This is a genomic window from Streptomyces sp. NPDC006335, assembly GCF_040612795.1.
Taxonomy (GTDB): Bacteria; Actinomycetota; Actinomycetes; order Streptomycetales; family Streptomycetaceae; genus Streptomyces.
The window spans coordinates 378232-401776 of sequence record NZ_JBEXQX010000001.1; the positions used below are offsets into that span (position 1 = coordinate 378232).

The 23545-nt window shown below is 70.1% G+C and carries 20 protein-coding genes; 2 read left to right on the forward strand and 18 right to left on the reverse strand.

The features are described 5' to 3' along the window. Positions 1-21 precede the first annotated feature (21 nt). A complete protein-coding gene (locus tag ABZ098_RS01775; RefSeq protein ID WP_356586192.1) occupies positions 22-1152 on the forward strand; it encodes a mechanosensitive ion channel domain-containing protein in 1131 nt (376 codons plus the stop codon). 131 nt (positions 1153-1283) lie between these two features. On the opposite strand, the gene ABZ098_RS01780 is transcribed toward ABZ098_RS01775, so the two are convergent. The 6 genes from ABZ098_RS01780 to ABZ098_RS01805 all read right to left on the reverse strand — a co-directional run bounded on the left by ABZ098_RS01780 (position 1284) and on the right by ABZ098_RS01805 (position 7189). Further along, the gene (locus ABZ098_RS01780; protein WP_356586194.1) at positions 1284-2024 is read right to left on the reverse strand and encodes an SDR family oxidoreductase; all 741 of its coding nucleotides are present in this window, start codon (positions 2022-2024) and stop codon (positions 1284-1286) included. A 53-nt stretch (positions 2025-2077) separates the two neighbouring features. Continuing rightward, positions 2078-3652, reverse strand: coding sequence for a Na+/H+ antiporter (locus ABZ098_RS01785; protein ID WP_356586196.1), 1575 nt, complete (start codon positions 3650-3652; stop codon positions 2078-2080). Positions 3653-3744: 92 nt separating this feature from the next. Continuing rightward, positions 3745-4215, reverse strand: coding sequence for a GNAT family N-acetyltransferase (locus ABZ098_RS01790; protein WP_356586198.1), 471 nt, complete (start codon positions 4213-4215; stop codon positions 3745-3747). Further along, a complete protein-coding gene (locus tag ABZ098_RS01795) occupies positions 4212-5156 on the reverse strand; it encodes an RluA family pseudouridine synthase (RefSeq protein WP_356586200.1) in 945 nt (314 codons plus the stop codon). The genes ABZ098_RS01790 and ABZ098_RS01795 overlap by 4 nt, the downstream gene beginning before the upstream one ends. 58 nt (positions 5157-5214) lie before the next feature. After that, complete coding sequence (lspA, locus tag ABZ098_RS01800) at positions 5215-5790, reverse strand: signal peptidase II (protein ID WP_356586201.1); 576 nt, start codon at positions 5788-5790, stop codon at positions 5215-5217. 61 nt (positions 5791-5851) lie between these two features. Then, a complete protein-coding gene (locus ABZ098_RS01805) occupies positions 5852-7189 on the reverse strand; it encodes a TraR/DksA C4-type zinc finger protein (RefSeq protein WP_356586203.1) in 1338 nt (445 codons plus the stop codon). A 590-nt stretch (positions 7190-7779) separates the two neighbouring features. Here ABZ098_RS01805 and ileS point away from each other — a divergent pair. Beyond that, positions 7780-10911 (forward strand): isoleucine--tRNA ligase, encoded by a 3132-nt coding sequence (gene ileS / locus ABZ098_RS01810; RefSeq protein WP_356586205.1) that lies wholly within the window; start codon positions 7780-7782, stop codon positions 10909-10911. A gap of 163 nt (positions 10912-11074) precedes the next feature. Here ileS and ABZ098_RS01815 read toward each other — a convergent pair whose 3' ends face one another. The 12 genes from ABZ098_RS01815 to murF form a co-directional block, all read right to left on the reverse strand. Further along, positions 11075-12259 carry a DivIVA domain-containing protein gene (locus tag ABZ098_RS01815; protein WP_356586207.1) on the reverse strand — a complete coding sequence of 395 codons (1185 nt, stop codon included), beginning with the start codon at positions 12257-12259 and terminating at the stop codon, positions 11075-11077. Between the two features lie 52 nt (positions 12260-12311). After that, complete coding sequence (locus ABZ098_RS01820) at positions 12312-12602, reverse strand: YggT family protein (RefSeq protein WP_356586209.1); 291 nt, start codon at positions 12600-12602, stop codon at positions 12312-12314. 51 nt (positions 12603-12653) lie between these two features. Next, a complete protein-coding gene (sepF, locus tag ABZ098_RS01825) occupies positions 12654-13295 on the reverse strand; it encodes a cell division protein SepF (protein WP_007381413.1) in 642 nt (213 codons plus the stop codon). A 128-nt stretch (positions 13296-13423) separates the two neighbouring features. Beyond that, entirely contained in the window at positions 13424-14143 is a 720-nt protein-coding gene (locus tag ABZ098_RS01830) for a YggS family pyridoxal phosphate-dependent enzyme (protein WP_356586211.1), read from the reverse strand. A gap of 6 nt (positions 14144-14149) precedes the next feature. Further along, positions 14150-14878: a peptidoglycan editing factor PgeF gene (gene pgeF / locus ABZ098_RS01835; protein ID WP_356586213.1), complete on the reverse strand. Its 729-nt coding sequence runs from the start codon at positions 14876-14878 to the stop codon at positions 14150-14152. Then, the gene (ftsZ, locus tag ABZ098_RS01840) at positions 14875-16071 is read right to left on the reverse strand and encodes a cell division protein FtsZ (RefSeq protein WP_356586215.1); all 1197 of its coding nucleotides are present in this window, start codon (positions 16069-16071) and stop codon (positions 14875-14877) included. The genes pgeF and ftsZ overlap by 4 nt, the downstream gene beginning before the upstream one ends. Positions 16072-16358: 287 nt before the next feature. Next, the gene (locus ABZ098_RS01845) at positions 16359-17153 is read right to left on the reverse strand and encodes an FtsQ-type POTRA domain-containing protein (protein ID WP_356586217.1); all 795 of its coding nucleotides are present in this window, start codon (positions 17151-17153) and stop codon (positions 16359-16361) included. Between the two features lie 19 nt (positions 17154-17172). After that, a complete protein-coding gene (gene murG, locus ABZ098_RS01850; RefSeq protein WP_356586218.1) occupies positions 17173-18267 on the reverse strand; it encodes an undecaprenyldiphospho-muramoylpentapeptide beta-N-acetylglucosaminyltransferase in 1095 nt (364 codons plus the stop codon). Positions 18268-18273: 6 nt separating this feature from the next. Further along, positions 18274-19635: a putative lipid II flippase FtsW gene (ftsW, locus tag ABZ098_RS01855; RefSeq protein ID WP_356586220.1), complete on the reverse strand. Its 1362-nt coding sequence runs from the start codon at positions 19633-19635 to the stop codon at positions 18274-18276. 20 nt (positions 19636-19655) lie between these two features. Then, positions 19656-21089, reverse strand: coding sequence for a UDP-N-acetylmuramoyl-L-alanine--D-glutamate ligase (gene murD, locus ABZ098_RS01860; protein ID WP_356586222.1), 1434 nt, complete (start codon positions 21087-21089; stop codon positions 19656-19658). Continuing rightward, positions 21071-22144 carry a phospho-N-acetylmuramoyl-pentapeptide-transferase gene (gene mraY / locus ABZ098_RS01865; protein ID WP_356586224.1) on the reverse strand — a complete coding sequence of 358 codons (1074 nt, stop codon included), beginning with the start codon at positions 22142-22144 and terminating at the stop codon, positions 21071-21073. Before mraY ends, murD begins: the two co-directional genes overlap by 19 nt. Continuing rightward, positions 22141-23541 (reverse strand): UDP-N-acetylmuramoyl-tripeptide--D-alanyl-D-alanine ligase, encoded by a 1401-nt coding sequence (gene murF, locus ABZ098_RS01870; RefSeq protein ID WP_356586226.1) that lies wholly within the window; start codon positions 23539-23541, stop codon positions 22141-22143. The genes mraY and murF overlap by 4 nt, the downstream gene beginning before the upstream one ends. Between the last annotated feature and the right edge of the window lie 4 nt (positions 23542-23545).

The window sequence follows — 23545 nt, forward strand, 5'->3', positions numbered from 1 at the left end:
GGGCCGGTTAGGTTCGGGGTCATGGAGAACGTACTCCGCCCACTGATCGTGGTCGGCGGCTCGGTGCTGCTCACGCTGCTGATCGGCTGGGCCACCGACCTTCTGCTGCGCAAGGCCGACGAGCGGCACAGCGAGACCCCCATGTGGGGTCTGCTGCGCCGTGGCCGCATCCCCTACATGCTCGTGCTGTGCGCGGCGATGCTGAGAGGAGCGTATGACGAGGCGAGGGTGCTGCAACGGCACAGCGCCGGCGTCGGGCAGACGCTGACGCTGGTCCTGATCGGGGCGACCGCCTGGCTGGTGATCCGAATAGCGGCGGCCATAGTCGAGACGACGTACAGCCGTTACGCGCGTGCCCACCACGACGCCGCCCGGGTCCGCCGGGTGCGCACCCAGGTGACGTTGATCATGCGGGTGGTCGCCGCGACCGTGGGCGTGGTGGCGGTGGCCGCGATGCTGCTGACCTTCCCGGCGATGCGCGCGGCCGGTGCCTCCCTGCTGGCCTCGGCCGGAATCCTCGGCATCGTCGCCGGTGTGGCCGCCCAGTCGACGCTGAGCAACATGTTCGCCGGGCTGCAGATCGCCTTCGGCGACATGGTGCGCATCGGCGACACCGTGGTGGTGGACGGCGAGTGGGGCACCGTCGAGGAGATCACCCTGACCTTCCTGACGGTCCGCACCTGGGACGAGCGCCGGATCACCATGCCGGTGTCGTACTTCACCTCGAAGCCGTTCGAGAACTGGTCGCGCGGCACCCCGCAGATGACCGGCATCGTCTACTGGCACGTCGATCACACCGCCCCGGTCGAGCTGATGCGCGAGCGGCTGCGGGACATCCTGCGCGAGTGCCCGGCCTGGGACGGCCGTGACTACGGCCTCGCCGTCACCGACACCACCCCGAACACCATGCAGGTGCGTGCGCTGGTGACCGCCAAGGACGCCGACGACATCTGGACGGTGAGGGTCACGGTCCGCGAGCAGATGATCCGCTGGCTCACCGACAACCACCCGTACGCCCTGCCGCGTGTGAACACGGCGGACGCGACGCTGGCGCCGGGTTTCCGGCGGGACGGCGACCGACGGAACGGCCACCACTCCGACGGCGCGACCGTCGGCGGCCCGAGCGAGCCCCCGCGAACGGGCCGAGGCTGACGGCACATGGTCGCGCGGGTTCCCCGAACCCGCCCAGGGGCGCGGGGCTGTGTTGAATCTGCGGCTACCGCCGCGCGGGCGCGACCGGCCACGACGGACCCGCACCCGCCAACGGCCGCGCGCAGCCCCCGTCACCTCCCGCGCTCAGCACCACCATTGACCTGCACGACCTGAGAAGTCACATGCCCGGCCCCAGCCGACGCCAGCCAGTGCAGCGTGGCCGCGACGTCCCCCGGCGTCCCGGCCCGCCCATTCAACGTGTCACCGACAAGCCGCTCCCGCCGAGCGGGATCAATGGCCGGGCCGAAGAACTCCGTGTCCTCGATGTAACCCGGCGCCACCACGTTCGCCGTGATCCCCCGCGGCCCCAACTCCCGCGCGAGATCATGGGCGTACGGATGCAGCCCCGCCTTCGCCGCGCCGTACGCCCCGCTCCCGGACCCCCGGTACGCGGCGATGGAGCTGACGAACAGCACCCGCCCGCCCGGTGAGGCGAGCCGGTCCTTGAGTCCCTCGGTGAGCAGGGCCGCGGTCAGCAGATTGAGCCGGAAGTTCACGGTCCAGTTGTGGGCGACGGCGTCGAGCGGGTCGGAGCTGTCGACGGGCGGTTCGAGCTGGCCGGTTCCCCCGGCGCTGTGGATGAGCACATCCACGGTCCCGAGTTCACGCCCCACGAACCCGACGACCCCGCGCACCTGGTCGACGTCACCGAGATCGGCGGCGTACGTCAGCGCCCCGGGCACCCCGGCCTTCTCCAGCACCCCGGCGCGCCGCCCGAGCAGCAGCACCCGGTCCCCTTCCGCGGCGAACACCTGCGCCGCCGCGAGCCCGATTCCCGTTCCTCCACCGCTGATCACTACGTTGCGAGCCATAACTGCAGCCTACAAACATCAGCTTGTGGAGTTCACCCGGGTGTGCCGTGAACTCACCGCAGGCTACGGACGTCCAGGTGCCGCAGCACCCGGTCCACGACCTCGGGGTCGGCCCCCGGTTCGCTCCGCGCCGCCAGCACCTCGTGCCGTGCCGCGCTCAGCATCTCGCCGTGGATGCGCCGCACCCGCTTCAGCCGCCGCCGCGCCTCGCGCCGCTCCTCGTCGCCCATCTCGGGAGAGATCCGCACACCGATCTCGAACGCCCGCCGCTGCATCTGCTCGGACAGCTCCTCCGGCAGTTCCTCGACGGTCTCGATCTCCCGCAGCCGCCGCTTGGCCGCCTTCGCCGCCCGGACGGCGAGGACCTTCTCGAACTCCTTCTCCCGCTCGGTGTCGGCCCGCACCCCCAGCCGCTTCACCAGCCACGGCAGGGTCAGCCCCTGGAGCACGAGGGTGGCCATGATCACCCCGAACGCGATGAAGATGATCTCGTCCCGGTCGGGGAAGCCCGCCCCCGAGTCGGTCTCCAGCGGAATGGCGAGGGCCAGCGCCACCGACGCCACGCCCCGCATCCCGGACCACCACATGATGACGGTCTCCCGCCAACTGGTAGGGATCTCCTCGTCGTAGTCCCGTTTCGCGTGCATCCGCTTGGTGAGCCAGGTGGCCGGCATCAGCCACGCCAGCCGTACGAGGACGACCACGGCGACGATCGCCGCGGCCCAGCCGAGCATCTCGCCCCAGCGCCCGGACGCGGTCCGGATCGCGTTGTGCAGTTCGAGCCCGATGAGCCCGAAGGCCACGCCGGTGACCAGCGTGTCGACGATGTCCCAGAAGGTGTGCCCGGCCAGCCGGGTCATCACGTCGTCGGCGTCGGTGCCGTACTCGGCGAGGAACAGGGCGGTGGTCAGCACGGCGAGCACACCGGAGCCGTGGAGCTCCTCGGCGAGGACGTAGGAGGCGTACGGCACGAGCACCGTCAGCCCGATCTGGAGGGTGGCGTCACCCAGCAGGTCCATCAGCTTGTTGGCGCCCCAGCCCAGCGCGAGCCCCACGGCGACGGCGACGACCGCGGAGAGCACGAGCTCCAGGCCGGCCTCCCCCGCCGTGAACGAGCCGCTGACGGCCGCGGCGACGGCCACGTGGTAGAGCACGATCGCCGTCACGTCGTTGAAGAGCCCCTCGCCCTCCAGGATGGACACCAGCCTGCGGGGCAGCCCGAGTTGGCCCGCGACGGCGGTCGCGGCGACCGGGTCCGGCGGCGCGACCAGCGCGCCGAGCGCGACGGCGGCGGCGATCGGCAGCCCCGGCACGATCGCGTGGGCGACGACGGCGACGCACAGGGTCGTCACGAACACGAGCGCGACGGCGAGCAGGAAGATCGGCCGTTTGTTGGCCGCGAACTGCCGCCAGGAAGTGCGCCGCACCGCCGCGTAGAGAAGGGGCGGCAGCAGGATGGGCAGGATCAGGTCCGGCGGGATGTCGACATTCGGTACGAAGTCCAGCACCGCGAGCACTATGCCGAGCAGCGTCATCAGCACCGGCGCCGGCAAACCGAACCGGTCCCCCACCGGGACACTGATCAGAGCCCCCAGCAACAACACGAACAACAGGGCCAACTGATCCACGGTCAGAACTCCGGGCAGATCGACAGAACATCTATCACTTCAGTCTGCCCGCAAAACGCCCGAACCCTCCCGACCGCCGCTCCCGCCGAACCTCACAGAACGCGTCGCATGGCCCGGTGCGGTATCCCCGCGTCCGGGAACTCCGGTCCGTACGCCACGTACCCCAGCCGCTCGTAGAACCCCAGCGCGTGCGTCTGGGCGTGCAGATCCACGGCCGTCAGCCCACGCGCGCGTGCCGCCTCCTCGACGGCCCGCACGAGCGCGACCCCGACCCCGAGCCCGCGCGCCTCCCGCGTCACCGCGAGCCGCCCCAGCGAGCCCACGGACACGTCACCGCCGGTCTTCCCGGCAGCCGCCTCGCCGAACAGCAGGCGCCCGGTCCCGAGCGGCACCCCGTCCTCCCGCACGGCCAGCACATGCAGGGCCACGGCGTCGTAGGCGTCGTACTCGATGTCCTCGGGCACGCCCTGCTCGCCGACGAAGACCTCCTTGCGCACGGTGAAGCAGGCCTCACGGTCGGCGGGGTCCTCGGCGACCCGCACCTCGTACGCGTGCGTGCTCACCCGTAGGTCTCCTCACGCACCAGGTCCAGGGCCTGCTGGAGGTCGTCCGGGTAGTCGCTGGCGAACTCCACCCACTCGCCGTCCCCGGGGTGCTCGAAGCCGAGCCGCACCGCGTGCAGCCACTGCCGGGTCAGGCGCAGCCGCTTGGCGAGCGTCGGGTCGGCGCCGTACGTCAGGTCGCCGACGCAGGGGTGGCGGTGGGCCGCCATGTGGACGCGGATCTGGTGGGTGCGCCCGGTCTCCAGCTTCACGTCGAGCAGCGAGGCCGCGCGGAACGCCTCGATGAGGTCGTAGTGCGTGACGGACGGCTTGCCCTCGGCGGTGACCGCCCACTTGTAGTCGTGGTTGGGATGCCGGCCGATGGGCGCGTCGATCGTGCCGCTCGTCGGGTCCGGGTGGCCCTGGACGAGCGTGTGGTACCGCTTGTCGACCGTGCGCTCCTTGAACTGCCGCTTGAGCGAGGTGTACGCCCGCTCCGACTTGGCCACGACCATCAGCCCCGAGGTGCCCACGTCGAGCCGGTGCACGATGCCCTGGCGCTCGGCGGCCCCGGAGGTCGAGATGCGGTACCCGGCGGCGGCGAGCCCACCGATCACGGTCGTCCCGGTCCAGCCCGGTGAGGGGTGCGCGGCCACGCCGACCGGCTTGACGATCACGACCACGTCGTCGTCGTCATGGACGATCTCCATGCCCTCGACCGGCTCGGCGACGATCTGCACGGGCGCGGGCGCCTGCGGCATCTCGACCTCCAGCCAGGCCCCGCCGTGCACCCGCTCGGACTTCCCGACCACCGACCCGTCGACCGTGACCTTCCCCGAGGCGGCGAGCTCGGCCGCCTTGGTACGGGAGAAGCCGAACATGCGGGAGATGGCGGCGTCGACGCGCTCGCCCTCCAGGCCGTCGGGCACGGGCAGGGTGCGGATCTCGGGAATGGTGCTCACCCGTCGAGTATGCCGGACGGGTGAGACAGCCCCGAACGAGCCTGTGGAAAACCGGGGCTCAGTCCTTGTGGACGGTCCCGTCCGGGTCGAGGCCCTTGAAGGACAGCAGCACGATCAGGATGCCGCCGCACACGATCGCCGAGTCGGCGAGGTTGAAGACGGCGAAGTGCTTGGGCGCGATGAAGTCCACGACCGCGCCCTCGAAGACGCCGGGCGAGCGGAAGAGCCGGTCGGTGAGATTGCCGAGCGCCCCTCCGAGCAGCAGCCCGAGCGCGATCGCCCAGGGCAGGCTGTAGAGCTTGCGGGCGAGCCGGGCGATGACCACGATCACGGCGGCCGCGATCACGGTGAAGATCACCGTGAAGGCCTCGCCGAAGCCGAAGGCCGCGCCCGCGTTGCGGATCGCCTCGAACTTCAGCCAGTCCCCGATGATCTCGATCGGCTCGTGGTGCTCCAGCCTGGCGACCACGATCATCTTGCTGACCAGGTCGAGGGCGTACGCGAAGGCGGCCACCGTGAACAGCACCGCGATACGGCGCCTGCCCCGGGGCCGCGCCGTCTGGTCCTGCTCCGGCTCGGCCCCCGCCGCCCCTGGGGTATCCGGCGTACCGATGATGCGCTCCGCCTCTGTCACGTGAGTCCCTCGACCTAGGTACCTGACTGAGGACGAGGGTACGACACGCCCCCGAGGACCCTCAGTACCGGCGTTCCTGCTTCTGCTTGCACTCCACGCACAGGGTCGCGCGCGGGAAGGCCTGCATCCGCGCCTTGCCGATGGGATTGCCGCAGTTCTCGCACAGTCCGTAGGTGCCGGCGTCCAGCCGCCCCAGGGCGCGCTCGGTCTGCAGGAGCATCTCGCGCGCGTTGGCCGCGAGGGCCATCTCGTGCTCGCGCGTGATGTTCTTCGTGCCGGTGTCGGCCTGGTCGTCGCCCGCGCCGTCCCCGGAGTCCCGCATGAGCCCCACCAGGGACTCCTCGGACGTGGAGATCTCGGTGCGCAGCCGCAGAGCCTCGGCCGTCAGCTCCGCGCGGGCCTCCTCGACCTCCTCGGGCGTCCACGGGTCCTCACCGGGGCGCACCGCGAGTTCGCCGGGCTCCACCGCGGCGACACGCGCGCTGGGTAGGGCGGTCTTCGCCGCTGTGGCCGTGCCAGGGGTCTTCTTCGCAACCACCGTCGTGGCTCCCGTCTTCTTCGCGGCCTCGGCCGCGCCCGCCTTGTGGGCCGTGCTCTTGCTCTTCCCGGAGGTGCCCTGCCCGGCGTCCCCCTGCGGGACACCGGCCTCCGTGGCGACCGTCTCCTCGACCGCGGTGTCCTTCACGGCCGTCTTCTTCCCCGCGGCCTCGGTCGCAGCCGTGCTCTTGGCGGCGCTCTTCGCCGCGGCCGTCCTCATGGCCGCGCTCTTCTTCGTGACCGCGCTCTTCTTCGTGACCGCCTTCTTCTTCGTCGCCGAGGCCTTCTTGGCGACCGCAGACTCCTCACCGACCGCCTTCTCGGCGACCGGAGCCTTCTTGGCGGCCGCTTTCTTCGAGACCGCCTTCTTGCCTGGCGCTTTCTTGCCTGGCGCCTTCTTGCGGGGAGCCTTCTTCGAGACCGCGGCCTGCTTGGTGACCGAGGCCTTGCCGACGCCCTTGGTGCTCTCCGCCGTGCCACCGACAGGCGGTTCGGCCGCCCGTCTCCCGACCGAGGCCTCCCCTCCCCCGGCTGTACGCCCACCGGACGCCGTGGCCTTCTCGGCACCGCTCGCCCTCCGGGGCGCCTCCTTCTTGGCCACGGCCTTCCCGGCACGCGCACGCGTGCTCTTGACGGCGGCCTTCTTCGCGACGCTCTTCGCCGCCGCCCCGACCGCCTTCACGGCCTTGGCCGCCACGCCCTTGCCGGAGGACCCGGACGACGAGGACGACGCCGCCGCCCCGGACGACGCCCCGCGCGTGCTCTTCTTCCCGCCCGCGTCCTTGGCCTCGCCACCGGAGGCACGGGCATGGCTGGACCGGCCCGACGCCGACTGCTGTACGGCGGTCTTCTTCGCCACCATGCCGCGGCCCCTTCACATATTGTGATCTTGCTCGCGAATCGTGCTGGGACGATAAATCGACTTGAGTCCCGCGGCAACGGGGCACGCCGCCCGATTCGCCCGCCCCACGCGCGCGGGGCGGGAAGCATGCATGCGTTGTGCCCAGCTCCCCGCCGGGTAATCCGCCGGACCGTCCGTCCCAGGATCCGAACAGCCGTGCCGCTCCATTCGGGTCACTCCCGGCCCTGCCGCGGCCACCGCGCCCGGCCCCGGAAAACCGGTCGGCCGCTGTCCTCGCGGCGCCGTACACTGGGCGGAGCGAAAAGCGTGGATGGGGACGAGTAGCGGCGTACGCAGCCCAGAGCGACCCGGGGACGGTGGGAGCCCGGGGGCGAGCGCGACGTGAAGATCACCCCGGAGCCGCCGGAAGAAAGCCCCCACAGGGCCGTAGACCCGGCATCGCGACCCCAATGAGGGGGCTCACCGACGCACACCGGGCGGCGGCGGGCCAAGGAGGGTGGTACCGCGGGAGCGCGCCGATACCGGCGTACGGAAAGACACGGCTCTCGTCCCTCCGGACGGAAGGCAGCACATCCGCCGGAGGAAGACTGATGACGCAGTACCGCCAGGTGCCCGCCCAGGTCGACCTGCCCGCGCTCGAGCACGCGGTGCTCGACTTCTGGCGCGAGCAGAAGATCTTCGCCAAGACCCTGGAGCAGTCCGAGGGCCGCCCCGAGTGGGTGTTCTACGAGGGCCCGCCCACCGCCAACGGCATGCCGGGCGCCCACCACATCGAGGCCCGCGTCTTCAAGGACGTCTTCCCCCGCTTCCGCACCATGCGCGGCTACCACGTGGCGCGCAAGGCGGGCTGGGACTGCCACGGCCTCCCGGTGGAACTGGCGGTCGAGAAGGAGCTCGGCTTCAGCGGCAAGAAGGACATCGAGGCGTACGGCATCGCCGAGTTCAACGCCAAGTGCCGCGAGTCCGTGACCCGCCACACCGACGCCTTCGAGGCGCTCACGACCCGCATGGGCTACTGGACCGACCTCCAGGACCCCTACCGCACGATGGACCCCGAGTACATCGAGTCCGTCTGGTGGTCGCTGAAGGAGATCTTCAACAAGGGCCTGCTGGTCCAGGACCACCGCGTCGCCCCCTGGTGTCCGCGCTGCGGCACCGGTCTCTCCGACCACGAGCTGGCGCAGGGCTACGAGACGGTCGTGGACCCGTCCGTGTACGTCCGTTTCCCGCTCACCTCCGGTCCGCTCGCCGGCGAGGCCGCGCTCCTGGTGTGGACGACGACCCCCTGGACCCTGGTGTCCAACACGGCGGTCGCCGCGCACCCGGAGGTCACCTACGTCGTCGCCACCAATGGCGAGGAGAAGCTCGTCGTCGCCGAGCCGCTGCTCGCCAAGGCGCTCGGCGAGGGCTGGGAGACCACCGGCCAGTCCTTCACGGGCGCCGAGATGGAGCGCTGGACCTATCAACGTCCGTTCGAGCTCGTGGAGTTCCCGGAGCCGGCCCATTACGTGGTCAACGCCGAGTACGTCACGACCGAGGACGGTACGGGCCTGGTCCACCAGTCCCCCGCCTTCGGTGAGGACGACCTCAAGGTCTGCCGCGCCTACGGCCTGCCCGTGGTGAACCCGGTCCGCCCCGACGGCACCTTCGAGGAGGACGTCCCCCTCGTGGGCGGCGTCTTCTTCAAGAAGGCGGACGAACAGCTCACCGAGGACCTCCAGCAGCGCGGCCTCCTCTTCCGGCACATCCCGTACGAGCACAGCTACCCGCACTGCTGGCGCTGCCACACCGCGCTCCTCTACTACGCGCAGCCTTCCTGGTACATCCGCACCACCGCCGCCAAGGACCGCCTCCTCCAGGAGAACGAGAACACCAACTGGTTCCCGGAGACGGTCAAGCACGGCCGCTTCGGCGACTGGCTCCAGAACAACATCGACTGGGCGCTGTCCCGCAACCGCTACTGGGGCACTCCGCTGCCCATCTGGCGCTGCGAGGACGACCACCTGACCGTCGTCGGCTCCCGCGCGGAGCTCACCGAGCTGACGGGCACGGACCACTCCGAACTCGACCCGCACCGCCCGTTCATCGACGACGTCACCTTCGCGTGCCCGCAGTGCGAGAAGACGGCCACGCGCGTGCCGGAGGTCATCGACGCCTGGTACGACTCGGGTTCGATGCCGTTCGCGCAGTGGGGCTACCCGTACAAGAACAAGGAACTGTTCGAGTCCCGCTACCCGGCGCAGTTCATCTCCGAGGCCATCGACCAGACGCGAGGCTGGTTCTACACACTGATGGCCGTCGGCACCCTGGTCTTCGACAAGTCGTCGTACGAGAACGTCGTCTGCCTCGGCCACATCCTCGCCGAGGACGGCCGCAAGATGTCCAAGCACCTGGGCAACACCCTGGAGCCGATCCCGCTGATGGACCGGCACGGCGCGGACGCGGTCCGCTGGTTCATGGCGGCCGGCGGCTCCCCCTGGGCGGCCCGCCGGGTGGGCCACGGCACGATCCAGGAGGTGGTGAGGAAGACCCTCCTCACCTACTGGAACACGGTCGCCTTCCAGGCCCTGTACGCCCGTACGTCGAACTGGGCGCCCAGCGAGGCGGACCCGGCCCCCGCCGACCGCCCGGTCCTGGACCGCTGGCTGCTGTCCGAACTCCACGCCCTGACCGACCAGGTGACCCAGTCCCTGGAGGCGTACGACACCCAGCGCGCCGGCAAGCTCCTGTCGGCGTTCGTCGACGACCTGTCCAACTGGTACGTACGCCGGTCCCGGCGCCGCTTCTGGCAGGGCGACAAGGCCGCGCTGCGCACCCTGCACGAGGTCGTCGAGACGGTCACCAAGCTGATGGCCCCGCTGACGCCGTTCATCACCGAGCGGGTCTGGCAGGACCTGGTCGTGCCGGTCACCCCGGGCGCCCCGGAGTCGGTGCACCTGACCTCCTGGCCGGAGGCGGACCTGACCGCCATCGACCCGGAGCTGTCGAAGCAGATGGTTCTGGTGCGCCGGCTCGTCGAGCTGGGCCGGGCCACGCGCGCGGAGTCGGGCGTGAAGACCCGCCAGCCGCTGTCCCGGGCGCTCATCGCCGCGACCGGCTTCGACGCCCTCGACCGCGAACTGCACGCGCAGATCACGGAGGAGCTGAACGTGTCCTCGCTCGCGTCCCTCTCCGAGGTCGGCGGCAGCCTGGTCGACACCACGGCGAAGGCCAACTTCCGCGCGCTCGGCAAGCGGTTCGGCAAGCGCGTCCAGGACGTGGCCAAGGCCGTCGCGAACGCCGACGCGGCCGCGCTCTCCCTCGCCCTGCGCGAGGGCACGGCGTCGGTCGAGGTCGACGGCGAGACGGTCACGCTCGCCCCCGACGAGGTGATCATCACGGAGACCCCGCGCGAGGGCTGGTCGGTGGCGTCCGACTCCGGCGCGACGGTCGCCCTGGACCTGGAGATCACCGAGGAGCTCCGCCGAGCGGGCCTGGCCCGTGACGCGATCCGCCTGATCCAGGAGGCCCGCAAGAACAGCGGCCTCGACGTGGCCGACCGCATCGCGCTGCGCTGGACCTCCACGGACCCGGCCGTGCTCGCGGCCCTGTCCGAGCAAGCGTCCCTGATCGCCGACGAGGTCCTCGCGACCGACTTCGCCCAGGGCGAGGCGGACGACACCTACGGCACCCCGTTCACCGACGAGGGCCTGTCGCTGACGTTCCGTCTGCGCAAGGCGTAGCACCGACGGAGAAGGCCCGGTCCCCCGAGGCGGGGAGCCGGGCCTTCTTCGTGTCAGCGTGTCCGCGACACCGTGATCAACACGCGTAAAAGGGCGGGGCCCCGGATCGAAATCCGGGGCCCCGCCCTGAACGCTGCCGACGCCTGAGGCGTACTAGAGGCCGTCAGTTGTCGTCCTCGTCGATGAGGAAGCCACGCATGGGCGAGGGAGCCTGGCCCATCGGACCGGGACCCTGCGGCCGCACCGGCGCCATCGGCTGGGTCATCGCGGGCGACATCTGCTGCTGGCCGCCGTAGGACGGAGCGGCCGGCGAAGGACCGCCGCCCATACCGCCCGGGTTGCCACCGTACGACGGGGCGCTCGCACCGGCCGGAGCCATGGAAGGCGCCGGGGACGGCGGCAGCGACGCGGTCGCCGGGGTGCGCGGCGGGGCCAGCGAGTCGTCGGCCTGGGTCTCCAGCTGACGCAGCTGCGACTCGAGGTACGACTTCAGACGCGTGCGGTACTCGCGCTCGAAGCCGCGCAGGTCCTCGACCTTGCGCTCCAGCGTGGCGCGGGCGGACTCCAGGGAGCCCATCGCGACGCGGTGCTTCTCCTGCGCGTCCCGCTCCAGGGCGTCGGCCTTGGCACGGGCGTCACGCTCAAGACCCTCGGCACGCGAACGCGCCTCGCCGACGATCTTGTTGGCCTCGGAGCGGGCCTCGGCGATCGCCTGGTCGGCGGTCTGCTGGGCCAGCGAGAGGACTCGGGCGGCGCTGTCGCCACCGGGGCCCTGACCGGGGCCGCCCATCGGACCGCCCATGGGGCCGCCCATCGGGCCACCCATCTGCTGCTGCATGGGCGGCTGACCGCCCATGGTGCCCTGGCCCATCTGGCCCTGGCCCATCGGACCCTGACCCATGGGCCCCTGGCCCATCGGACCGGGACCCTGCGGGCCGCCCTGGCCACCGCCGGGACCGGCGGGCAGCTGCGGGGCACCGCTCGGCAGCTGGGGCGGGCCACCCATGGGGCCGCCCATCTGCTGCTGCGGCGGACCGGATATGCCGGCCGGTACGGGGGCACCGGGACCGGGGCCACGCATACCCTGCTGCGGCATTCCCTGTCCGGGCATGCCACCCTGCTGCTGGTCCTGCTGCTCCGGCGGCTTGCGCATGTTCTGCTGGTTCTGGGCAGCAGCACGCGTGGCCGCGGCCAGCTTGGCGCGCAGGTCCTCGTTCTCGCGCAGCAGGCGCGTCAGTTCGGCTTCGACCTCGTCGAGGAAGGCATCGACCTCGTCCTCGTCATAGCCTTCTCGGAGGCGGACGGTCGTGAACTGCTTGTTCCGCACGTCCTCGGGGGTCAACGGCATCTCTTCACCTCAACGTAGTCATCGGCAGTCGGCAAGACCGTATCGTCCACAGTCACCTCGCCAGGTTTCCCGTGACGGTGATGAGGATGTAGACGATGATCATCAGCACGAAGAAGGACAGGTCGAGCGCCACGCCCCCGAGACGCAGCGGCGGGATGAACCGCCGCAGAAGCTTCAACGGTGGATCGGTGACAGTGTAGGTGGCCTCCAGAACGACCACCATCGCCTTGCCGGGTTGCCACGAGCGGGCGAACTGGAAGACGTAGTCCATGACCAACCGGAAGATGAGCACGATGAGGAACACCATCAGCGCGATGTAGAGCACCTGCGCGAACACGCTCATGGTCTGTCTTTCCCTCTCCCCTGTTCCGTACTTCGTTCCGGTTGTTGCTTCTCAGCTCTGGTTGAAGAACCCGCCCTCTGCGATGCGGGCCTTGTCCTCCGCCGTGACATCGACGTTAGCAGGCGACAACAGGAACACCTTCTGCGTCACCCGCTCGATGCTGCCGTGAAGACCAAACACCAAACCGGCCGCAAAGTCGACAAGTCGCTTGGCGTCTGTGTCATCCATCTCAGTCAGATTCATGATCACCGGGGTGCCCTCACGGAAGTGTTCCCCGATGGTACGGGCCTCGTTGTAGGTCCGGGGGTGAAGTGTGGTGATCCGGTAAGGCTCTCGTTCGGACACGACCTTGGGCATGATCACCGGTGCGTTCTTCTCCAGGCTTGCGCGCTCTTGTGTGATGGATGCCACGGGCGCGATGCGCGCCGGACGCACCGATTCCGCGGCGAGCGAAGAGGATCGGGGCACCGGGTCGCGCGGCACCGAGGACTGCACGACTCTGACCGATTCGTCCCTTTCAGGCTGAAGTGCCTGATGTGACTGATGAGACGGCTCGTGCCGTCGGCGGTCCCGCTCGGGCTCCGGGTCGAGTTCCGGTTCGAAGTCGTCGTCGGGGTCGAAACCGCGGCCGTCGTACCCATCGTCCTCCACGAGGCCGAGGTAGACCGCCATCTTGCGCATCGCGCCGGCCATTCTCTGAGTCCTCCGCTCTGTGGTGGATCGGCTGACGACTGCCAAGTGCCCGCGATCCACGAGGTCGTTATGACGCCTTTCGGCGGTAATGACCATATTTTCTGCTGTGGTCCGACTTCCTGGCGACGTTACCCGAGCCTGGGGCGGACTCCGAGTACCGCGCTGCCGACGCGTACATGTGTCGCTCCGGCGGCCACGGCCTGCTCGAGGTCCGCACTCATCCCTGCCGAGACCATGTTCGCAGCCGGATGGGCTCGGCGCAGGTCGGTCGACAAATCCATCAACCGCTCGAACGCCGCCTGTTCGCGCCCCGCGTACTCCCCGGTGAGCGGAGCGACGGTCATCAGCCCGTCGAGCCGCAACCTTGGTGCCCGGGCCACGAGATCGGCCAACTCCTCGATTCCGCCCGGCGCCACGCCACCCCGCTCCCCTCGCTCGCTCGAACCGGCGTCGAGGGCGACCTGGATCAGGCAGCCCACCTCACGCTCGGCCTTCACGGCCTCCTTGGAGAGAGCCGTCACCAACTTCGAACGATCGACGGACTGCACGAGATCCGCGTAACCCACGACAGATCGCACCTTATTGGTCTGCAATTGACCAACGAAGTGCCAAGTCAGGGGCAGATCCGAGCATTCGGCGGCCTTGGGCGCCGCGTCCTGGTCCTTGTTCTCGGCGACGTGGCGCACGCCGAGCTCCGAGAGGATCCGCACATCGCTCGCGGGGTAGGTCTTGGTGACCACGATGAGGGTCACCTCTTCCCGCCCCCGCCCGGCGGCCGCGCACGCGGCGGCGATGCGCTCCTCCACCTTCGCCAGATTCGCGGCGAGTTCGTCCTTACGGTCCGTCATGCCCCATCAGTCCAGCCAGACATATCCCGCGAGTCGCCCCGTGGCGCGATCGCGGCGGTACGAGAAGTGGTCGCCCGACTCCAGCGTGCACACCGGCGACTGCCGCCGGTCGCGCACCCCGAGCCGGTCGAGCTGGGCGTGCACTCCGGCGGTCACGTCGACCGCGGGAGTGCCCCAACTCGTTTCGGCGTGCGCCGCGGGTTCGACGGCGGCGACCTCGGCGCGCATCTCCTCGGGCACTTCGTAGCACCGTCCGCAGACGGCCGGTCCGGTGCGCGCGACGATCCGGGCGGGATCGGCGCCGAGTTCGGTCATCGCGCGTAGCGCGGCGGGGACGACTCCGGCGACCATGCCGGGCCGGCCCGCGTGGGCCGCCGCGACGATCCCGGCGACCGGGTCGGCGAGCAGCACCGGCGTGCAGTCGGCGGTGAGGACGGCGAGGGCGAGACCGCGTTCGGCGGTGACGACCGCGTCGACCCGGGGCACCGGGTTGTCGCCCCAGGGCTCGGTGACCACCACGGCGTCCGCCCCGTGCACCTGGTTCATCCAGACCACGCGGGCCGGGTCGAGACCGAGCGACTTGGCGGCCAGTTCGCGGTTGGTCCCCACGGCCTGGGGGTCGTCGCCGACCGCCCCACCGAGGTTGAGCTCCTCATACGGAGCGGCGCTCACCCCGCCCCACCGGTCGGTGAAGGCGAAGTGCGCGCCGCTCACGCTCTCGCGCTGTCCTATCACTTCAGGAAGTCCGGCACGTCCAGCTCCTCGGCCGCGCTGTCCGAGTAGCTCCGGGACGGCGGGACGGGCGGGGCGACCGGGATGTCGGCGGCCGGCTCGGGCGCGGGCTCCGGGTCCTCCTTCGGCGTGACGCTGCCGAGCGAGCCGAAGGAGGGACGGCTCTCGGTCGGCCGTGCCGGAGTGGGCTCCTCGCGGCGGGCCGTGGTCGAGGAGGAACCCATGACCGTCTCGCGGCGGGCGGGCGGCTGGCCCCCGTCGAAGCCGGCGGCGATCACGGTGACGCGGACCTCGTCGCCGAGGGCGTCGTCGATGACCGCGCCGAAGATGATGTTGGCCTCGGGGTGGGCGGCCTCGCTGACGAGCTGGGCCGCTTCGTTGATCTCGAACAGGCCGAGGTCGCTGCCGCCGGAGATGGAGAGCAGCACGCCCCGGGCGCCGTCGATGGACGCCTCGAGCAGCGGCGAGGAGATCGCCATCTCGGCGGCGGCCACCGCGCGGTCGTCGCCGCGCGCCGAGCCGATGCCCATGAGCGCCGAACCGGCCTCGGACATGACCGACTTGACGTCGGCGAAGTCGAGGTTGATCAGACCGGGCGTGGTGATGAGGTCGGTGATGCCCTGGACACCGGAGAGCAGGACCTGGTCGGCCGACTTGAAGGCGTCGAGCACCGAGACCTGGCGGTCCGAGATGGACAGCAGCCGGTCGTTGGGGATGACGATGAGGGTGTCGACCTCTTCGCGGAGCTCCGCGATGCCGTCCTCGGCCTGGTTGGCGCGGCGCCGGCCCTCGAAGGTGAACGGGCGGGTGACCACGCCGATGGTGAGGGCGCCAAGCGAGCGGGCGATGTTGGCCACGACGGGCGCGCCGCCGGTGCCGGTGCCGCCGCCTTCACCGGCCGTCACGAAGACCATGTCGGCCCCCTTGAGGACCTCCTCGATCTCCTCGCGGTGATCCTCGGCGGCCTTGCGGCCGACGGCCGGGTTGGCGCCGGCGCCGAGTCCGCGGGTGAGTTCGCGGCCGACGTCGAGCTTGACGTCGGCGTCGCTCATCAACAGCGCCTGCGCGTCGGTGTTGATGGCGATGAACTCGACGCCCTTGAGACCGACCTCGATCATCCGGTTGATGGCATTGACACCACCGCCGCCGACACCGATGACTTTGATGACTGCGAGGTAGTTCTGCGGTGCTGCCACGTCGAAGGCCTCTCGCCTCGAGTTACGTGTCGTCGGACCGCCGAAGCACTGCTGCCTCGCGATCCGCCGACTGATGCCGAATGGGACGGTCCGTAGCGCCGACCCGAACCCTAACGCTGAAGTTTAGGGTTACCAGTGTGTCTGTTCCCTGGAGTCTTCTGAACAGGACACTAAGTCGACAAGTGGCGCACGTTCAACGAACACGCCGAACCTCCCGTTTTTCTTTTCACCCTATGTGATCAGCCGTAGCAGTGCCCAACCAGGGTGCTGGCCTGCGCTGATGTGCGTCAACTCCCCGCTGACGCAGGGGCGGTGGGAACGCTGACGTCGAAGTGCCGCGCATCGGGGGCGGCTTTCATGAGAGCGGTGAGCGTACGGGCCTTCGCGGCACCCTTCTCGCTGCTCCCCCACGCGACGGTGCGACCGCCCCTCAACTCCAGTGAGATGTCGTCGTAGGAACGCACCTTGACGGACCGGGTCGCGCGCGCGACGTCGACCGGGATGTCGCCCGCCACCAGCACCGCTTCACGTACGAGCCGGCCCTCTCCGAAGCGGCGCAGGCTCGCGGCGCGGGAGTCCGGCCGGGAGAGCGCCAATTCCAGCGCGGGGACGCCTTTCGGGGCCTTGGAAACCGTGGCGAATCGGACACCTTCATCGTCCACTTCGACAAAGTTTCGGCCCTTTTGGACAAGCAGAACCGGAGTACGCTCCGTCACTTTCAGCCCGATTCCATGGGGCCAGGACCGAGAGACATCAACCGAGTCAATTCGGGGCAATTTCCGGCGCAGTCGTGCCTCGATCGCATCGGTGTCGACGGAAATCAGCGGCGAGCCGACCGGGACGTCGGCGGCTTCACGGACCTGCTCCGGGGTCAGCACCAACGTTCCCGAGACCGACACGCGTTCGACGCGGAGCCACTGGGAGCCGTACAACAGCCAGACGGCGCCCGCGGAGAGAAGCGCGAGCGCCACGGCGAGGATGATGATCGTACGAAGCCGACGCACCCTCAACCGCCGGGCGGGAGGCGGGCCGGACGACTCCTGCTGGCGTTCACCGCGCTCGGCGGTCGTCGATCCGGCCACGCGCACTCCCTCTTCCTGGCTACTGGCGTCGGTGCGAGGCGATCGCCTCGTACACCATGGCGACGAGCAGCTCGTCGGCGTCCCGGCGGCCGAACTCGGCGGCGGCGCGGGACATCTCGTACAGCCGGTGCGGGTCGGCGAGCACGGGCAGGACGTTCGCCCGTACCCAGTCGGGCGTCAGTTCCGCGTCGTCGACCAGCAGTCCGCCGCCGGCCTTGACCACCGGCTGGGCGTTCAGCCGCTGTTCGCCGTTGCCGATGGGCAGCGGGACGTAGGCGGCCGGGAGCCCGACGGCGGAGAGTTCGGCGACGGTCATCGCGCCCGCGCGGCAGAGCATCATGTCGGCCGCGGCGTACGCGAGGTCCATCCGGTCCAGGTAACTTACCGGGATGTACGGGGGCATTCCCGGCATCTGCTGCACGTGCGGCAGTTCGTTCTTCGGGCCGACCGCGTGCAGGATCTGGATCCCGGCCTGCTGGAGCCAGGGCGCGACCTGCTGGACGACCTCGTTGAGGCGCCGGGCGCCCTGCGAGCCGCCGGAGACCAGCAGCGTGGGCAGGTTGGGGTCGAGGCCGAACATCGCGCGGGCCTCGGGGCGGGCGGCGGCCCGGTCCAGGGTGGCGATGGTGTGGCGCAACGGGATCCCGATGTAGCGGGAGTTGCGCAGCTTGCTGTCCGGCGTGGCGACCGCGACCTGGGCGGCGTAGCGGGAGCCGATCTTGTTGGCGAGGCCGGGGCGGGCGTTGGCCTCGTGGATCACGATCGGCACGCCGAGCCGCTTGGCGGCGAGGTAGCCGGGCAGCGCCACGTAGCCGCCGAAGCCCACGACGGCGTCGGCCTTGGTGCGCTCCAGGATCTGCTCGGTGGCCTTGATCGTGCCGCGCAGCCGGCCCGGGACGGTGATCAGCTCGGGGGTGGGCTTGCGGGGCAGCGGCACGGCCGGGATGAGCGCGAGCTCGTAGCCGCGCTGCGGGACGAGCTTGGTCTCCAGGCCCCGTTCCGTGCCCAGGGCCGTGATCCCCACGGTCGGGTCCTGCCTGCGCAGGGCGTCCGCGAGGGCGAGCGCGGGCTCGATGTGGCCGGCGGTCCCCCCACCGGCGAGTACGACATGCACCGAAATTCACCGCTCTCCGGACGTACGCGCCGAGGGGGCGCGCCGTCGCATCGTGTTCCATCTCCGAGGCCCCCGTGCCGGCACGGCGCCTCCCGCCCGCTTTCTACCAAAGCGGGGTTGCCGCATCGAAAGCGCCATCCGCGCAGCGGGATCGTCACGCGCGAACGCGATCAGCAGCCCGATGGCGAACATGGTCGGCAGCAGGGCGGACCCTCCGTAGGAGAACAGCGGGAGCGGGACACCGGCGATCGGCAGCAGACCGAGCACCGCACCGATGTTGATCACTGCCTGAGCGGTGATCCAGGTGGTCACGCCTCCCGCGGCATACCTCACGAAGGGGTCCTCCGTGCGTCCGGCCACGCGGATACCCGCATAGCCTAGAGCCGCGAAGAGAGCGAGTACCGACAGCGTCCCCGCCAGGCCCAGTTCCTCACCGGTGACGGCGAAGATGAAGTCGGTGTGGGCTTCGGGTAGTTGGCCCCATTTCTCCACACTCGCACCGAGCCCGGAGCCGAAGATTCCGCCGGAGGCGAGGGCGTAGATCCCGTGCACGGCCTGCCAGCAGTCGGCGGCCCCCGCCTTGGGCTCGGTGGCGCCGATGCAGGCGAGCCGGGCCATGCGGTTGGGGCTGGTCTTGATGAGGATCATCCCGATCAGCCCGGCGATCGACAGCACCCCGACGAACAGCCGGGTCGGGGCCCCCGCGAGCCACAGAAGGCCGAACAGGATCGCCGTCAGGATGATCGCCGTGCCCATGTCGCCGCCGAGCATGATCAGCCCGAGCAGCAGGAAGGCGACCGGGACGAGCGGCACCAGCATGTGCTTCCACTGGGTCAGTAGCTTCTTGTCCTGTTTGCGGGCGAGCAGGTCGGCCGCCCACAGCACGAGGGCGAGCTTGCCGAACTCGCTGGGCTGGATCTGGAAGGAGCCGCCGAGCGAGATCCAGTTCTGGTTGCCGTTGACCGACATCCCTATCCCCGGCACCTGCACCAGCGCCATCAGGAAGACCGCGCCCGCCAGAATCGGGTAGGCGAGCGCCCGGTGCAGCTTGACCGGCATCCGGGAGGCGACCAGCAGCAGCACGGCACCGATGACGGCGGCCAGGAACTGTTTGCGGAAGAAGAAGGATCCCGGCAGCGACATCTGCAGGGCCGTGATCTGGGAGGCCGAGTACACCATCACCAGACCGAGCACGGTGATCAGCGCACTTCCGCCGAGGATCAGGTAGTAGGCGGTCAGCGGCCGGTCCCAGGCCTTTCGCGCGCGCGTGTAGAGCCGTTGTACGGGGTTCTCGCGCGCGGGCCGGGAAACGGTGGGACGCCGGGACGCCCGCTGCACGGGCGGCCTGCCGGTACGGCTGGTGGGCATCAACGCCTCCGCTACGTCGGTCAGGAGCCGAGTTCGCGAACCGCCTCCGCGAACGCGTCACCGCGCTTGTTGTAGTTGGCGAACATGTCCATCGAGGCACAGGCCGGAGCCAGCAGCACCGTGTCACCGGCGACGGCGAGGCGAGAGGCCTCCTGGACAGCCGCGAGCATCGCCCCAGTGTCGGTCCGGTCGAGGTCCACCACGGGTACTTCCGGGGCGTGTCGCGCGAGGGCTTCACGGATCAGGGCGCGGTCCTGGCCGATGAGCACGACCCCGCGCAGCCGCTTCGCCGACTTGGCGACCAGCTCGTCGAAGGTCGCGCCCTTGGCGAGCCCGCCCGCGATCCACACGATCGACTCGTAGGCCGCCAACGAGGCTTGTGCCGCGTGGGTGTTGGTGGCCTTGGAGTCGTCGACGTAGGCGACCGAGTCCACGTCGGCCACGTGGGCGATGCGGTGCGCGTCCGGGGTGAAGTCCCGCAGCCCGTCCCGTACGGCCCGCGCGGGCACCCCGAAAGCGCGTGCGAGGGCCGCCGCCGCAAGGGCGTTGGCGATGTTGTGCGGGGCCGGCGGGTTGACGTCGGAGACCTCGGCGAGCTCCTGGGCGTTCTTGTGCCGGTCCTCGACGAAGGCCCGGTCGACCAGGATGCCCTCGACGACGCCGAGTTGGGACGGCCCGGGGGTGCCGAGGGTGAAGCCGATGGCCCGGCAGCCCTCCTCGACGTCCGCCTCGCGCACCAGGTCCTCGGTGGCCTTGTCGGCGACGTTGTAGACGCAGGCGACCCGATTGCCCTCGTAGACGCGGCCCTTGTCGGCGGCGTACGCCTCCATGGAGCCGTGCCAGTCGAGATGGTCGGGGGCGAGGTTGAGCACGGCGGCGGAGTGGGCGCGCAGCGAGGGCGCCCAGTGGAGCTGATAGCTCGACAACTCCACGGCGAGCACGTCGTACTGCTCCTCGCCGAGCACGGCGTCGAGCACGGAGATACCGATGTTGCCGACGGCGGCGGTGCGCAGCCCCGCGGCCTTCAGGATCGACGCCAGCATCTGGGTGGTGGTCGTCTTGCCGTTGGTGCCGGTGATCGCGAGCCAGGGGGCCGCGTCGGGGCCGCGCAGCCGCCAGGCGAGCTCCACGTCGCCCCAGATCTCCAGGCCGGCCGCACGGGCCGCCGTGAAGAGCGGCTTGTCCGGCTTCCAGCCCGGGGCGGTGACGACGAGTTCGGTGCCCTCGGGCAGGGTCGCGCCGTCGCCGAGGCGCACGGTGACGCCCAGCGCCTCCAACTCGGCGGCCTGCTCACGCGCGCGTGCGTCGTCGCCGTCGTTGACGACCGTGACGTGCGCCCCGCGCGCGTGCAGCACCTTGGCCGCCGGGATACCGGAGACACCGAGCCCGGCGACGGTGACGTGCTTGCCCTGCCAGTCGAGGTGCTCCGAGGAGGTCACTTTTCTGCTGCCCATCCCGCGTAGAAGAGACCCAGGCCGACGATCACACAGATGCCCTGGATGATCCAGAAACGGACCACCACGAGGACTTCGGACCAGCCCTTGAGTTCGAAGTGGTGCTGGAGCGGTGCCATGCGGAAGACGCGCTTGCCGGTGAGCCGGAAGGAGCCGACCTGGATGACGACCGACATGGTGATGAGGACGAACAGACCGCCCATGATGGCGACCAGGAGTTCGGTGCGGGAGCAGATGGCGAGGCCGGTGAGGACACCGCCGAGGGCCAGCGAACCCGTGTCGCCCATGAAGATCTTGGCCGGCGAGGTGTTCCACCACAGGAAGCCCAGGCAGGCACCCATCAGCGCGGAGGCGATCACCGCGAGGTCGAGCGGATCGCGCACCTCGTAGCAGGCGTTCGGGTTGGTCAGGGTCTGCGCGTTGGCGCAGGACTCCTGGAACTGCCAGACGCCGATGAAGGTGTAGGCACCGAAGACGAGCACGGAGGCGCCGGTGGCGAGGCCGTCCAGACCGTCGGTGAGGTTCACACCGTTCGACATCGCGAGGATCATGAACAGCGCCCAGACCACGAACAGGATCGGGCCGATCTTCCAGCCGAAGTCGGTGATGAACGACAGCCGCGTCGAGGCCGGGGTGTTGTTGTGGGAGTCCGGGAACATCAGCGCGAGCACCGCGAAGCTGATGCCGACGATCAGCTGCCCCGCCATCTTCGCCTTGGCCCGCAGGCCCAGCGAACGCCGCTTGACGATCTTGATGTAGTCGTCCAGGAAGCCGACCAGGCCCATGCCGCACATCAGGCCGAGCACCAGCAGGCCCGAGTAGGTGGGCGGGTAGCCGGTGATGACCTTGGACAGGAAGTAGGCGGCGACCGTCGCGAAGATGAAGGCGATACCGCCCATCGTCGGCGTACCGCGCTTGCTGGCGTGCTCGCGCGGGCCGTCGTCGCGGATGTACTGGCCGTAACCCTTGCGCGCGAGCAGCTTGATCAGCAGCGGGGTGCCGACCAGGGTCAGAAAGAGGCCGATGACTCCTGAGAACAGGATCTGCTTCATCATCGGGCGGCAACCTCACCCTCGGCGTCGAGCAGCGCCTGGGCGACGCTCTCCAGGCCGACCGACCGGGACGCCTTCACGAGGACGACGTCTCCCGGGCGCAACTCACTGCGCAGCAGGTCGACCGCCGCCTGTGCGTCGGACACGTGCACCGACTCCTCACCCCACGAACCCTCGTTATATGCGCCCAGTTGCAGCCAGGACGCTTCCCTGCCCCCGACCGCGACGAGCTTGCCGACATTGAGCCGGACGGCGAGCCGTCCGACCGCGTCGTGCTCGGCGAGCGCCTCGTCCCCGAGCTCGGCCATCTTGCCGAGCACCGCCCAGGTCCGCCGCCCCTTGCCCATCGCCGCGAGCGCGCGCAAGGCCGCCCGCATGGACTCGGGGTTCGCGTTGTAGGCGTCGTTGACGATGGTCACGCCGTCCGGGCGCTCGGTGACCTCCATACGCCAGCGGGAGAGGGAGCCCGCCTCGGAGAGCGCGGTGGCGATCTCGGTTGCGGACATGCCCAGCTCATGGGCGACGGCGGCCGCGGCGAGCGCGTTCGACACGTGGTGCTCACCGTACAGGCGCATGGTCACTTCGCTTGCACCGGAGGGTGTGTGAAGCCTGAAGGCGGGCTGTCCGGTGTCCGTGAGTCGCACGTTCTCGGCGCGAACGTCCGCTTCGCCGGACTCTCCGAAAAGGATCACCTTCGCCTTCGTACGGGACGCCATGGCGCGTACGAGAGGATCGTCGGCGTTGAGGATCGCGGCGCCGTCTTCCGGAAGGGCCTCTACCAGTTCGCCCTTGGCCTGCGCGATCTGCTCACGGCCGCCGAACTCGCCGATGTGGGCGGAGCCGACGTTCAGGACGAGACCGATCTTCGGGGGCGTCAGGTCCGTGAGGTAGCGGATGTGGCCGATCCCGCGGGCGCCCATCTCCAGGACGAGGAACCTGGTCTCCTCGGTGGCGGTGAGGGCGGTGAGCGGCAGCCCGATCTCGTTGTTGAGGGAGCCCGGCGTGAACACCGTCGGGGCCTTGCTCCGCAGCACCTGCGCGATCAGGTCCTTGGTGCTGGTCTTGCCGGCCGAGCCGGTGAGGGCGACGAAGGTCGCGCCGAGCCGTCGTACGACATGACGCGCGAGGGCGCCGAGTGCCGTCTGGACGTCCTCGACGACGATCGCGGGCACGCCGACGGGGCGCTGGGCCAGCACGGCCACCGCGCCCGCCCGGACGGCCCGTTCGGCGTAGTCGTGGCCGTCGACGCGCTCCCCCACGAAGGCGGCGAACAGACTGCCGTCCGCCACCTGCCGGGAGTCGATGACGACGGGCCCGCGCACCTGCGCCGACGGATCCGGTATGTCGTGCGTCTGCCCGCCGACGACTGAGGCGATCTCGGCGAGAGAGAGGGCGATCACAAGT

Coding starts and splice junctions, on each gene's coding strand:
- ABZ098_RS01815 (WP_356586207.1), bottom strand. CDS start 12,259: ATGCCGTTGACCCCCGAGGACGTGCGGAACAAGCAGTTCACGACCGTC.
- murD (WP_356586222.1), bottom strand. CDS start 21,089: ATGGGCAGCAGAAAAGTGACCTCCTCGGAGCACCTCGACTGGCAGGGC.
- mraY (WP_356586224.1), bottom strand. CDS start 22,144: ATGATGAAGCAGATCCTGTTCTCAGGAGTCATCGGCCTCTTTCTGACC.
- ABZ098_RS01830 (WP_356586211.1), bottom strand. CDS start 14,143: ATGACGGACCGTAAGGACGAACTCGCCGCGAATCTGGCGAAGGTGGAG.
- ileS (WP_356586205.1), top strand. CDS start 7,780: ATGACGCAGTACCGCCAGGTGCCCGCCCAGGTCGACCTGCCCGCGCTC.
- sepF (WP_007381413.1), bottom strand. CDS start 13,295: ATGGCCGGCGCGATGCGCAAGATGGCGGTCTACCTCGGCCTCGTGGAG.
- ABZ098_RS01775 (WP_356586192.1), top strand. CDS start 22: ATGGAGAACGTACTCCGCCCACTGATCGTGGTCGGCGGCTCGGTGCTG.
- ABZ098_RS01780 (WP_356586194.1), bottom strand. CDS start 2,024: ATGGCTCGCAACGTAGTGATCAGCGGTGGAGGAACGGGAATCGGGCTC.
- ABZ098_RS01805 (WP_356586203.1), bottom strand. CDS start 7,189: ATGGTGGCGAAGAAGACCGCCGTACAGCAGTCGGCGTCGGGCCGGTCC.
- ftsW (WP_356586220.1), bottom strand. CDS start 19,635: ATGCCCACCAGCCGTACCGGCAGGCCGCCCGTGCAGCGGGCGTCCCGG.
- ABZ098_RS01820 (WP_356586209.1), bottom strand. CDS start 12,602: ATGAGCGTGTTCGCGCAGGTGCTCTACATCGCGCTGATGGTGTTCCTC.